10 protein-coding genes are annotated in these 13,179 nt (G+C 60.6%); 9 read left to right on the top strand and 1 reads right to left on the bottom strand.

Going from position 1 to position 13,179, the window contains the following annotated elements; translation table 11 throughout:
* Positions 1-374: 374 nt before the first annotated feature.
* The 5 genes from ACPYOJ_RS25735 to arcC all read left to right on the top strand — a co-directional run bounded on the left by ACPYOJ_RS25735 (position 375) and on the right by arcC (position 4,505).
* The gene (locus ACPYOJ_RS25735) at positions 375-695 is read left to right on the top strand and encodes a hypothetical protein (protein WP_481418782.1); all 321 of its coding nucleotides are present in this window, start codon (positions 375-377) and stop codon (positions 693-695) included.
* A 218-nt stretch (positions 696-913) separates the two neighbouring features.
* Complete coding sequence (locus tag ACPYOJ_RS25730; RefSeq protein WP_481418781.1) at positions 914-1,120, top strand: hypothetical protein; 207 nt, start codon at positions 914-916, stop codon at positions 1,118-1,120.
* Between the two features lie 170 nt (positions 1,121-1,290).
* A complete protein-coding gene (gene arcA / locus ACPYOJ_RS25725) occupies positions 1,291-2,520 on the top strand; it encodes an arginine deiminase (RefSeq protein WP_481418780.1) in 1,230 nt (409 codons plus the stop codon).
* A gap of 40 nt (positions 2,521-2,560) precedes the next feature.
* Positions 2,561-3,565, top strand: coding sequence for an ornithine carbamoyltransferase (locus tag ACPYOJ_RS25720; RefSeq protein ID WP_481418779.1), 1,005 nt, complete (start codon positions 2,561-2,563; stop codon positions 3,563-3,565).
* 1 nt (position 3,566) lies between these two features.
* Entirely contained in the window at positions 3,567-4,505 is a 939-nt protein-coding gene (arcC, locus tag ACPYOJ_RS25715) for a carbamate kinase (RefSeq protein WP_481418778.1), read from the top strand.
* A 23-nt stretch (positions 4,506-4,528) separates the two neighbouring features.
* Here the strand turns inward: arcC and ACPYOJ_RS25710 are convergent, their stop codons facing one another.
* Positions 4,529-5,896: an amino acid permease gene (locus tag ACPYOJ_RS25710; protein ID WP_481418777.1), complete on the bottom strand. Its 1,368-nt coding sequence runs from the start codon at positions 5,894-5,896 to the stop codon at positions 4,529-4,531.
* Between the two features lie 197 nt (positions 5,897-6,093).
* On the opposite strand from ACPYOJ_RS25710, the gene ACPYOJ_RS25705 reads away from it, so the two are divergent.
* From ACPYOJ_RS25705 to potE, 4 genes are all read left to right on the top strand, one after another.
* Complete coding sequence (locus ACPYOJ_RS25705; protein WP_481418776.1) at positions 6,094-7,020, top strand: cation diffusion facilitator family transporter; 927 nt, start codon at positions 6,094-6,096, stop codon at positions 7,018-7,020.
* Positions 7,021-7,178: 158 nt separating this feature from the next.
* Positions 7,179-9,440 carry an Orn/Lys/Arg family decarboxylase gene (locus ACPYOJ_RS25700; RefSeq protein ID WP_481418775.1) on the top strand — a complete coding sequence of 754 codons (2,262 nt, stop codon included), beginning with the start codon at positions 7,179-7,181 and terminating at the stop codon, positions 9,438-9,440.
* Entirely contained in the window at positions 9,437-11,800 is a 2,364-nt protein-coding gene (speC, locus tag ACPYOJ_RS25695) for an ornithine decarboxylase (protein ID WP_481418774.1), read from the top strand. The genes ACPYOJ_RS25700 and speC overlap by 4 nt, the downstream gene beginning before the upstream one ends.
* Before the next feature lie 18 nt (positions 11,801-11,818).
* Positions 11,819-13,177 (top strand): putrescine-ornithine antiporter, encoded by a 1,359-nt coding sequence (gene potE / locus ACPYOJ_RS25690; RefSeq protein WP_481418773.1) that lies wholly within the window; start codon positions 11,819-11,821, stop codon positions 13,175-13,177.
* Positions 13,178-13,179 lie beyond the last annotated feature (2 nt).

The raw sequence follows: 13,179 nt of genomic DNA, 5'->3' as shown, positions 1-13,179 counted from the left end.
GTAAGGTCGTTCGCCATCAGTTGAGCTCTCCGGCAACGCAGGCGACAACGAGAAAGATTGAAACCTTCTCCATGGCCTGCCTGCGATATGCGAGCCTGTCCGCCACGCGATGATAGCTCTGCCGGCCATCTTTGGACCGATGATCGGTGTAACATCGCGTAACCTCTATTGGAGATGGCTCGTCACCCAACATCGCGCGGTGGTCGGCAGGAGGTGGTCATTGGGAGTTGCACCTATCTCTATTTTCATTGATCCGGCTCAATGCCGCCGCTTTGCTGTTCGGCTAATTTAGAAGCAACGGTACATGATCTTTCGAGGGAGTAGGTGAGATGAGGACGTTTGCCCCGGCCGTTCGAATAGCGGCCGCTGCCGCGATGGTGATGCTGACGGTGATGCCAGTGAGCGCTCAACAAACGACTCGCCAGGAATACCGAAGGATGAATTGGGCCGAAAACCTGCCAGAAGCGGTCAGGACGTATCACGACAAGCGGTTCACGGTCATCAGCTACAGCAACGCACATGAAACCGGCCATCATCCGTCGCCTGGCACTGCACAGCAAGTGGAGGCAATCCGAGCTGCAGCTCGGGCAAACAAATGGCTCGTTGCCCAATTGAAGGCCAGGAAACTCACACCGAACAAAATCGAGTGGGTGACGCGAGCCCGTAATGGCAACATGGTTTTCTACATAGACTGAGCGATAGCTGGTCTCGGAGGAGAAATCTTCTCCGACCCATAGCGAGCGATCGTTGCAACATCCCCTGACAAGTGCGTTGCAGGCGTTCGTTTCGCTACAGCGAAACCTGGCTCGTGCGCTGGCCGACCGAGGACTGTGCCATCCAGGTGACCGAGTTATGGGGCTGAGCCGTTTTCAGCCCAGACTGTCGCTCGTGCATCGTCGCGAGGTTTCCGGTGATGTGGAAGTCAATCATCGAAGCTCCATTGGAGCAGGATTTAGAGCTCGCCGTGATCGACGAGGAAGGGGTTCACGCTTTGGTTTTTCCGTGTCAGCGCAGGCCCGGCGCTTGGGTGAATGCCATGACCGGCGAAATTCTGGAGGTTCACCCGACCCATTGGCGCGCCTGGCTTGTTCAACAATTCCATGTGGTCAAAGTTCATTGACGCGAATAGTCGCGGCCGCGTCGGACGGTTTTGCCGGCGGAGCACCGGATGCTGCACCGCACATTGCTTCCGATCAATGACATCACCAGCCGCCCCAACATAGTCTGGCCGGGTTCACGGGCGGCCGGATGTGGCCGTCATCCGGTAGGCTGCTTGCAGTGGAGAGGGTCATGCGCGGTTTCGGTGTTCACTCGGAGGTCGGAAAACTCAGGACCGTCATGGTCTGTAAACCGTCCTTGGCCCATCAACGTCTGACGCCTGCCAATTGTCATGATCTGCTCTTCGATGATGTCCTCTGGGTTCATGAGGCGCAGAAGGATCATTATGATTTTGTCCTGAAGATGCAGGAAAGGGGCGTGGAGGTTCTCGAACTCCACGATCTGCTCGGCCAGACGCTCGCCGACAAGCAGGCGCGCGATTTCGTGCTGGATCGCCGGATCACCCCAAACGTGCTCGGCTCGCAGATTGCGGAGGCGGTGCGCCCGTGGCTTGACGAAATGCCGGCCACGCAACTCGCGGCATTCATGATCGGCGGCATCGCTATCTCCGATCTGCCTGACGTCAAGGCGAAGTCGTTGATGCTGAGTGCCTTGGCGGAGTCGGAATTCGTCATACCGCCGATCCCCAACACATTGTTCCAGCGCGATCCCTCCTGCTGGATTTATGGTGGTGTGACCTGCAATCCGATGTTCTGGCCCGCTAGGCGCGCGGAAACCCTGATCCAGCGTGCGATCTATAAGTTCCACCCATCTTTCCATGGCGGCGATTTCCAGATCTGGTGGGGCGATTCAGACCAGCAGTTTGCGAATGCGTCGATGGAGGGTGGCGACGTCATGCCGATCGGCAACGGCACCGTGCTGATTGGCATGGGCGAGCGCACGACCTATCAGGCCGTCGGGCAGGTGGCGCAGGCCCTGTTCAAGAGCAAGGCGGCAAAGAGGGTCATCGGCTGCCTGATGCCGAAGAGTCGCGCGGCGATGCATCTCGACACCGTTTTCAGTTTTTGCGACCGCGACGTCGTCACGCTGTTTGCCGAGGTGGTCGACCAGATCCGTTGCTACAGCATGCATCCGAAGGGCGACGACGGCACGTTCGAGGTTCATCCCGAAAATCGACCAATGCTCGACGTGGTCAGCGAAGCGCTTGGCTTGCCTCAACTGCGCATTGTGGAGACCGGGGGCAACTCCTACCAGGCCGAACGCGAGCAATGGGACGACGGCAACAACGTCGTCGCGCTCGAGCCGGGCGTCGTCGTCGCCTACGACCGCAACACGCACACGAATACGCTTCTGCGCAAGGCGGGCATCGAAGTCATCACCATTCGCGGCTCAGAACTCGGCCGCGGCCGCGGCGGTGGGCACTGCATGACGTGCCCCATCTGGCGCGACCCCGCATACTGATGCCTCGCATCCATCAAAACAGACCCGACGGAGCAAGAAAATGAGTTTCAATCTGCGCAATCGCTCGCTTCTGACCGTGCAGGATTATACCCCGCGCGAGTTCCGGTATCTCCTCGATCTCGCTCGCGACCTGAAGCGGGCCAAATATGCCCGCACCGAACAACAGCATCTGAAAGGCAAGGAGATCTGCCTGATCTTCGAGAAGACCTCGACGCGGACAAGATGCGCCTTCGAAGTCGCCTGCTCGGATCAGGGCGCCAATGTGACCTATCTCGATCCCTCGGGCTCGCAGATCGGGCACAAGGAATCCTTCAAGGACACGGCGCGCGTGCTCGGCCGCATGTATGATGCGATCGAATATCGCGGGTCGGCGCAGACGGGTGTGGAGACGCTCGCCCGCTATGCGGGCGTGCCGGTCTATAACGGCCTGACCGACGAATACCATCCGACGCAGATGCTCGCCGACGTGATGACCATGCGCGAGCACAGCGACAAGCCGATCGCCGACATCAAATATGCCTATGTTGGCGACACGCGCTCGAACATGGGGCACTCGCTTCTGATCGTCGGCTGCCTGATGGGGATGGACGTGCGCATCTGCGGGCCCAAGTCGCTCTGGCCTTCCGAGGAGTACATGAAGATCGCCAAGGATCTGCAGCAGAGGTCCGGTGCGCGTCTGCTGGTCACCGAAGATCCCAAGGAGGCCGTGCAGGGCGTCGATTTCATTCACACGGACGTCTGGGTGTCGATGGGCGAGCCGAAGGACGTCTGGCGCGAGCGCATCAAGCTGCTCACGCCCTATCAGGTCAACGAAGACCTGATGAAGGCAACGGGCAATCCGCAGACGAAGTTCATGCATTGCCTGCCGGCGTTTCACGATACTGAGACGACATTGGGCAAGCAGATCGCGGAAGACTACGGCATGAGCAACGGCCTTGAGGTGACCGGCGAGGTCTTCGAGTCCGAAGCCAATGTCGCCTTCGAGCAGGCGGAAAACCGGCTGCACACGATCAAGGCGCTGCTTGTCGCTACCCTGGGAGATTAGGATGCGTGTGGTTATCGCGCTTGGCGGCAATGCCCTTCTCCGGCGCGGAGAAGCCATGACCGCGGATGTCCAGAGGCGGAACGCGCGCATCGCTGCGGAAGCGATCGCACCGCTGGCAGCCGAGCATCAGCTCATCATAACCCATGGCAATGGGCCGCAGGTGGGTCTGCTCGCGCTGCAGGGCGCAGCCTACAAGCCGGACGAAGCCTATCCGCTCGATGTTCTCGGCGCGGAAACCGAGGGTATGATCGGCTACATGCTCGAGCAGGAACTCGGCAATCTGCTGCCGTTCGAGCAACCGCTGGCGACGCTTCTGACCATGGTTGAGGTCGATGCCGACGATCCGGGTTTCCAGAATCCGACCAAGTTCGTCGGCCCCGTCTATGACAAGGCCGACGCCGATCGTATCGGCACGGAAAAGGGCTGGGTGTTCAAGCAGGACGGCGAGAAGTGGCGGCGCGTCGTTGCGTCGCCATTGCCGAAGCGCATCTTCGAGGTCCGCCCGGTACGGTGGCTGCTGGAACAGCGAACCATCGTCATTTGCGCCGGCGGCGGCGGCATTCCGACGATGTATGAAAAGGGTAGTGATCGGAAGCTCATCGGCGTCGAAGCCGTGATCGACAAGGATCTGTGTTCGGAGCTTTTGGCACGCGAGCTCGATGCCGACCTTCTCATCATGGCGACCGACGCCCAGGCCGTCTGCACCGACTGGGGCAAGCCATCTCAGAAGGCGATCCATAGGGCGCGTCCCGATGATCTCAAGCAGTTCTCCTTCCCTGCCGGCTCCATGGGACCGAAGGTCGATGCCGCGTGCCATTTTGCTCAGGAAACCGGCAAGAGCGCGGCAATCGGAACCTTGGCTGACATTGCCAGAATGGTGCGCGGTGAGCGCGGGACGATCATCAGCAGCGGGTTCCCTGGCCTGACGTGGCACGCATGAGCGTGCCAGGTTCCGCGATGAGGTTATCCTGAGACGGCCGGGTGCGTCGATGCACCCGCAGCCGTCTCTTTGCTGTCAACGGGTGCTGCTACGGCGTTTCGTCGTTGCCAGACGTAGACAGGGATGCCGAGCATGAGCAGCACGAGACCATAGAGCACTGGCTCGGCGCCGGACCCATAGAGGGTGAACATAGCGAAAATGAAACCGATAAGCTCGATCGCGGTCACGCGCGGTACCCGTCTTCCATTGGTCACACGCGCCGCAACGAGGCTTCCGGCAAGCGAGCAGAAGGCATAGGGAACAACGGCCGTCATCGTGCTCAGCCCGACCATCAGCCGATAGACTGCGGCGAAGCCCTCCGACCCGATAGCCTGGACCAGAACCAGCACGGTCGCAAACGACGCCGAGACCACCATACCGATCGCCGGCACGCCGCGTGAGGAGAGCCGGGCAAAGAGAGGAGGGAACAGCCCGTCCCGAGCTGCCGCCATTGGAACCTGCCCCATCAGCAGCGTCCAGCCGTTTAGCGCGCCAATGGATGAGAGCACGACTGCGATCGAGATCGCCAGCTCGCCGCTGCGCCCCCACATGATCCCCGCTGCCTCGGAGAACGGCGCCACGGAACGCACGAGCTGCTCGCGAGGCACAAGGCCCATCACGACGATCGTGCCGAGCACATAAAGAGCCGCGGCGATGGAGATACCGAGCACAGTCGACCGGGGGATGGTTCGCTCCGCGTTGCGGACATCGCCGGCGGGAACGGTCGCCGATTCCAGTCCCAGATAGGCAAACATGGTAAGCGGCGCCAGTGCGGCGACCGACTGTAGCAGCGGCTGGCCGCTTGGGTTGAATTCGGAGAAATGAGACGTGTCGATGAAGAGAAGGCCGATAATGGCGACCGCGCCGAAGGGAAGCAGCTTGGCGTAAGTGGTGACCTGCGCGAAGACGCCGGCTGCGTGAACGCCGCGAAGATTGACGAGCACGATCGCCCATATCGCCCCAAGCGTCAGCAATGTCGCCGCAAAGCGGTTGCCTAGCGCTGGGAAGAGATCGATCATCACGCCGGCAAAAGCGATGGCGATCACGGGAAGCGATGTCCAGATGGAAATCCAGTAGCCCCAGGCGATCAGGAAGCCGGCAAAATCGCCATAGGCCAGCCGCGTATAGGCGTAGGGTCCGCCGACAGCCGGCACGAGACTGGCGAGCCGCGCGAATGTGAGACCGAGGCAGATTGCGCCGGCTCCCATGATGATCCAGACGATGATCGCGAGGTTGCCATATGGCGCGATTGCGGCCGGCGAAAGATAGAAGCCCGATCCCACCATATTGCCGACGACGATGGCGGTGCAGGCGGCAAGTCCGAGGCTTTTGCCATTCGGCGACGTCGTCATGAATTCCCCTCCCAGGAGGCCGTCTCCCTGGTGCCAACGGCGCCGTGGGCCGCCATCTCAAGCTCGATCTTCCCTCCAAAGATCGGGCGCTGCAATCCGGTTCAATGCGTAGTCGGCGCGGGCCTCAGACATCTTCACGATTGGCGTGGAGGCGCTAAAATGGCCGCTACTCAGTGGTGGGCCGCGTGGGGATGCCGATGTGGAACGAGCAGGGGTTTTTACGCATCTCGATTGCGGCTACCGTCGTGGTTGCCGCGCTCGGCGTCGTCTTCGGTATTCTTTCGGGCTCATTTTCCATTGCGTTCGATGGGATCTATTCGCTGGCAGATGCAGCGATGACCGGGCTTGCTCTATGGGTTTCGAGCCTGATCGTGAAATCGGCGCAGAGCGATGCTCAGTCAGGCAGAATTCGCAACCGCTTCACCATGGGCTTCTGGCATCTGGAACCGATCGTCCTCATGCTCAACGGCTGCCTGCTGATGACGGTTGCGCTCTATGCGCTGATCAACGCGATCATCAGCATTCTCAGCGGCGGGCACGAACTCCATTTCGGCGTCGCGATCGCCTATTCCGCCGCGACGGTGGTCGTCTGCGTGGTCATGGCCGCCATAGGCATGAAACTGAACCGCACTCTGAAATCCGACTTCATCTCCCTCGACGTCAAAGCCTGGATCATGTCGGGCGGTATCGCCCTTGCCCTGCTGATTGCTTTTTCGATCGGCCTTGCCGTGCAGCCGACGCCGGTTGCCTGGGTCGCCAATTATGTGGACCCGGTGGTCTTGGGCCTGGTCTGCCTCGTGATGATTCCGCTTCCGATTGGCACGGTCTGGAAGGCGCTGACCGAAATCCTACTGATTGCGCCGGTCGATCTCAAGGACCATGTCGATCATGTTGCTTCCGAGACGGTTCGCCGTCTCGGCTTCCTCTCTTACCGAGCCTATGTCGCACGCGTTGGCCGGGCAACGCAGATCGAACTTTACTTCATCGTGCCTCAAGGACTTCCTCCGAAAACAGTGGAGGAATGGGATGCGCTTCGCGACCAGATCGGCGACGCGATCGGGGATGAGAGCGCCAATCGCTGGCTCACGATTGCCTTCACCGCCGATGCGGAATGGGCCGAGTAGAGACGAGGGATCGTCTCCGCCGATTTCGAAAGGCTTTTGTTCCTATCTTGATTGCGATCAACGACGCCGCTTTACCCGGCGTGTACCATCCCCCCACCTGAGACGCATGTGGTTGCGTGGCGGTCGCTGGCTTTTGACCATCGGGTTGTGGAGGGCGCATGGAGTTCCAAAAGGCATTTCCGATAGCCGTCATTGATGAGGATTTTGACGGCAAGAGTGCTGCTGGGCGCGGGATGCGCGATCTGGCGGCGGCGATCGAGAACGAGGGATTCCGCATCGTTTCCGCCGTTTCCTATGAGGATGCGCGCCGTCTCGTGCATATCTTCAACACCGAATCCTGCTGGCTGGTTTCCGTCGACGGTACGGAGGACAAGGTCTCGCGCTGGCAGGTGCTGGAAGAGGTTCTAAGCGCAAAGCGCGGGAAAAACGACCGGCTGCCGATCTTCCTCTTCGGCGACGACACGACCGCCGAGGATGTTCCGGCCAGCGTGCTGCGTCACGCCAATGCCTTCCTGCGGCTGTTTGAAGATTCGGCAGAGTTCATGGCACGCGCCATCGTGCAGGCCGCGCGCAACTACCTCGACCGGCTGCCGCCGCCGATGTTCAAGGCGTTGATGGACTATACGCTCGAGGGCGCATATTCCTGGCATACACCCGGCCACGGCGGCGGTGTCGCCTTCCGAAAGAGCCCGGTCGGGCAGCTGTTTTACACCTTCTTCGGCGAAAACACGCTCAGATCCGATATCTCCGTATCCGTCGGCAGCGTCGGTTCGCTGCTCGATCATGTCGGGCCGATCGCCGAGGGCGAACGCAACGCCGCCCGCATCTTCGGCACAGACGAGACCCTGTTCGTGGTCGGCGGCACGTCGACTGCAAACAAGATCGTCTGGCACGGCATGGTCGGGCGCGGTGATCTGGTGCTCTGCGACCGCAACTGCCACAAGTCGATCCTGCATTCGCTGATCATGACGGGCGCGACTCCCATCTATCTGACGCCGTCACGCAACGGGCTCGGCATCATCGGCCCGATCTCGAAGGATCAGTTCACGCCCGAAGCAATCGCCCAGAAGATCGCCGCAAGTCCGTTTGCTGGGCAGACGAGCGGCAAGGTCCGGCTGATGGTCATAACTAACTCGACCTATGACGGGCTCTGCTACAATGTCGATGCCATCAAAGCATCACTGGGCGATTCGGTCGAGGTGCTGCACTTCGACGAGGCCTGGTACGCCTACGCCAATTTCCACGAATTCTACGACGGCTTCCACGGGATCTCTTCCGCCCAGCCTGCGCGGTCGCAGAACGCCATTACCTTTGCCACGCACTCGACGCACAAGCTGCTCGCCGCGTTCTCGCAGGCTTCAATGATCCACATCCAGCATGCCGAGAACAAGCGTCTCGATATTACGCGCTTCAACGAAGCCTTCATGATGCACACCTCGACCTCGCCGCAATACGGCATCATTGCGTCCTGCGATGTCGCGGCCGCGATGATGGAGCAGCCGGCCGGGCGTGCGCTCGTGCAGGAGACGATCGACGAGGCGATCAGCTTCCGGCGCGCAATGAACGCGGTCAGAAAACAGACGGAAGGGAGCTGGTGGTTCGATGTCTGGGAGCCGACGGTTGCCGAAAAGACGCCGAGTGACCGGCACGAAGACTGGGTGCTGAAACCCGGCGACGGCTGGCACGGATTTGCCGGACTTGCGGAAAATCACGTGATGGTCGATCCGATCAAGGTCACCATCCTTTCGCCTGGCCTGTCGGCCAGCGGTACCATGCAGGAGCATGGGATCCCGGCCGCCGTCGTCACGAAGTTTCTTTCCTCGCGCCGCATCGAAATCGAAAAGACCGGCCTCTACTCCTTCCTTGTTCTCTTCTCGATGGGGATTACCCGCGGCAAATGGAGCACGCTTGTCACCGAACTCTTCAATTTCAAGGATCTTTACGATGCCAACGCGCCGCTGACGCGTGCGCTGCCGGCACTTGCCGCCGCGCATCCGGAAGCCTATGGCGGCCTGGGACTGAAGGATCTCTGCGAGCAGATCCATGCGATCTACCGCAAGGACGACGTGCCGAAGGCGCAGCGCGAGATGTACACGGTCCTGCCCGAGATGGCGTTGCGGCCGGCCGATGCATATGACCGGCTCGTCAAGGGACAGATCGAGAGCGTTGAAATCGACAATCTCATGGATCGCGTGCTTGCGGTCATGATCGTTCCCTATCCGCCCGGCATTCCGTTGATCATGCCGGGCGAGCGCATCACGCAGTCGACGAAGTCGATTCAGGATTACCTGCTTTACGCCCGCGATTTCGACCGCAAGTTTCCGGGCTTCGAAACCGACATTCACGGCCTGCGATTTGCCCCCGGTAAAGACGGACGTCGGTACCTCGTCGACTGCATTGCAGAAGGACAGCAACAATGATCCCGCGCGATGTGAAGTCTCCGACCGTGGCCATACCGTTTCACAGGATGCTGAAGGTCGTAGCCGTTGTGGATCGCGGCAATCCGCAGGTGCAGGAGCTGCTCGCGCAGATTGCTGCGGAAAACGTCGAGGTGGAGTTGCGCGACGACTATTCCGCCGACGTCTCCGAGGATGCGTCCGTCGGCGCTTATATCGGCTCGGTCGAGGGTGGGCGCTTGGCGGATGCGCGCGCCTTCCTTCGCTCCGTCCGGGACGGCGGTTTCCGCACCCCGATCTGGGCGATGGCGGATATGCTGACGATCGCGGACATGGATGTCGTCGAGATGGCCGGCGAGGTGGACGGCTTCGTCTATCTCGGCCAGCAGACGCCCACATTTTATGCCAAGCAGATCATCTCCAGCCTGGTCAACTACGGCAAGTCGTTGCTGCCGCCGTTCTTTGGCGGCATGATGGCCTATGATGGTGAAGCCAACATCGCCTTCGATTGCCCTGGTCATCAGGGCGGGCAGTTCTATCGAAAATCACCGGCCGGGCAGCTCTTCTTCAAGTATTTCGGCGAGAGCATCTTCCGCAATGATCTCTGTAACGCCGACGTCGATCTTGGCGACCTGCTGATCCACGAAGGGCCCGCGGCGGAAGCTCAGAAGCAGGCGGCGCGCATCTTCGGTGCGGACCGCACTTACTTCATCCTGAATGGAACGAGTACCTCCAACAAGGTCGTCGCCAATGCGGTGCTGAGGGCTGGCGACCTCGTGCTCTTCGATCGCAACAATCACAAGTCTCTTCATCAGGGCGCTCTTGTGCAGGCTGGCGCCATCCCGATTTATCTGCCCACAGCCCGCAATTCGTTCGGCATGATCGGAGCCGTCGATTGGGAGGCGTGGGACGAGACCTGGCTGCGGCAGCAGATTGAGGCGCATCCGCTCGTTGCCGACAAGAGCCGTGCCACCGCCGACAGACCCTTCCGGCTCGCCTGTATCCAGCTCGCCACTTATGACGGCACTATCTACAACGTCCGCCAGGTCATGGAGAAGATTGGGCATCTTTGCGACTACGTGCTCTGGGACGAGGCCTGGATCGGATACAACGCGTTTCATCCGCTCTTCGAGGGCCACAGCCCGATGCGCCTTAAGGACTTGCAGCCCGACATGCCGGGGCTCTTCTCGACGCAATCGGTGCACAAGCAGGGAGCGGGTTTTTCGCAGGCATCGCAGATCCACAAGCGGGACGAACATATTCGCGATCAGCGCAGGTTCATCGAGCACAAGCGCTTCAATGAATCCCTGCTGATGCACGTCTCGACATCGCCATTCTACCCGCTCTTCGCCTCTCTTGACGTCAACGCCAAGGTGCACGAGGGCAAGGCGGGCGAAATGCTCTGGGATCGCTGCATCGGATTGGGGATCGAGGTGCGCAAGAAGCTGCGCGGCTTCGTGCAGCACTATGAGACCAAGGCCGCAAATCCCGAGGAGCAGTGGTTCTTCGATCCCTTCGTGCCCGATAAGATCACGGTTTCGGGTTCAAAGCATACTGATGACATCGCCGAGACGCGGTGGGAGGATGTTCCGACCGACGTGCTGAAGCGCGAGCAGCAGTGCTGGCGGTTCGATCCGGAGGCAAAGTGGCATGGTTATGCCGGCTATGCGCCTGGCTACACCATGGTCGATCCCAACAAGCTGACGCTGCTCACGCCCGGCATCGACCGGAAGACGGGTGAATATCGCGAGTTCGGCATTCCGGCGACGGTGGTCGCCAATTATCTGCGCGAGCAGCGGGTCGTGCCGGAAAAGTGCGACCTGAACAGCCTGCTCTTCCTGCTCACGCCGGCGGAAGACGAGAGCAAGCTGAATACGCTCGTTGCCAAACTGGTGAAGTTCAAGAACCTCTGGGATCGCGACGCGCCGCTACAAGAGGTGCTGCCGACCGTGTTTGCGGCCAATCGCGAGCGCTATGCGGGCTACACGGTTCGGCAGGTCTGCAAGGAGATGCATTCCTTCTACCGCAATGCCGGCGTCAAGGAATTGCAGCGCCTCTGCTTCCGCTCCGAGAGTTTTCCGGAGCCGGCGCTCGCTCCCAAGCAGGCCTATGAGGCGCTCGTGGCCAACAATGTCGACTATGTGCCACTGACAGAGGCCGCCGGCCGCATCTCGGCGACGCTAGCGCTGATCTATCCGCCGGGCATCGGCGTGATCGTGCCGGGAGAGCGCTGGGACGACAGGGCGCGTCCGATGCGGGACTATTTCCTCGCTTTCGAGGAGTCCTTCAACCGCTTCCCCGGCTTCAATTACGAAGTACAGGGCGTGTTCCAGGAACGGGTCGATGGGCGCATCAAGTTCTATACGTATGTCGTGCGCGAGTAGGGACGGGAGGATTTCACCATGACCGATAACACGATGCACCTCGCGACCGAGGCCACGGCCAAGAAGAAGATGAACCTGGTGCAGCTCACCTTCATCGTCGCCGTCAACATGATGGGATCTGGCATCATCATGCTGCCGGCCAACATGGCGCAGGTCGGGGCTATCTCGCTGCTCTCCTGGCTGGTTACCGCCGTCGGCTCGATGGCGATCGCCTACGGATTTGCGCAGGCCGGACTGTTCAATCAGCGGCCGGGCGGCATGTCCGCCTATGCGGAGGATGCCTACGGAAAGGACGGCTACTTCTTGGTGTTCTTCCTGTATTTTCTCTCGCTTGCCGTCGGCAATGTTGCGATCGGCATTTCTGCGGTGGGTTACCTCGCCGGGTTCTTTCCGGCATTGACCTCGACCCCCGTGATGACGTGCCTGGCCCTGATCGTCCTCCTGTGGCTGACGACAGCTGCCAATTTCGGTGGTCCGCGCATAACCGGACGCATCGGCTCGGTCACGGTATGGGGCGTCATCATTCCTGTGGGGCTGCTTTCCATCATAGGCTGGTTCTGGTTCAGCTCCAGCACCTTCGCGGCCGCTTGGAATCCGAAGGGGTTGACGCTCGCCCAGGGGATGGGGTCGAGCATTTCCCTGACGCTGTGGGCCTTTCTCGGCATGGAGTCGGCGGCACAAAATTCGGACGCTGTGGAGAATCCGAAGCGTGACGTGCCGCTTGCCTGCATGTTCGGCACGCTAGGGGCGGCCGTTATCTACATCCTGTCGACAACCGTCATCCAGGGGATTGTCCCCAATGCCGATCTCGCTGCATCGACCGGGCCGTTTGCGCTTGCCTATGCCACCATGTTCAACCCGACAATCGGTTCGGTGATCATGGCGCTCGCCGTGCTGGCCTGCCTCGGCTCGCTTCTCGGCTGGCAGTTCACGATCGCGCAGACCGCACGTACGGCGGCTCAGGAAAGGATGTTTCCTGCCGTATTCTCCCGCGTGAACGAGATGGGTGCGCCGGTCCGCGGCATGATTATCCTCGGCATCGTCCAGACATGCCTTGCTCTCATGACTATTTCGCCGACGCTCAGTGAACAGTTCTCGGCTCTGGTCAACCTCGCCGTTGTGACGAACGTGCTGCCCTACATCATCGCGCTGTCGGCGCTATTCGTCATGATGAAGGCTGCGGGCGTGCCGGAGGCGAAGTACCGGTTGAACGCCTTCATCGCCATGGTCGGCATGCTCTACAGCGTGTTTGCCATCTATGCCTCCGGCAAGGACGCGGTGCTTGGCGGCATGCTGGTGACAGGCATCGGTTTCATCATCTACGGCCTGATCGCACCCCGCTTCGCCAGCGGCGTGAACCGCGCACCGGCCGAGTAGCG

The sequence above is a fragment of the Rhizobium sp. SVR5-9E genome (genome assembly GCF_056755095.1).
The sequence above is the reverse complement of the archived record's forward strand: the minus strand, read 5'-3'. Positions and strand labels throughout refer to the sequence as shown.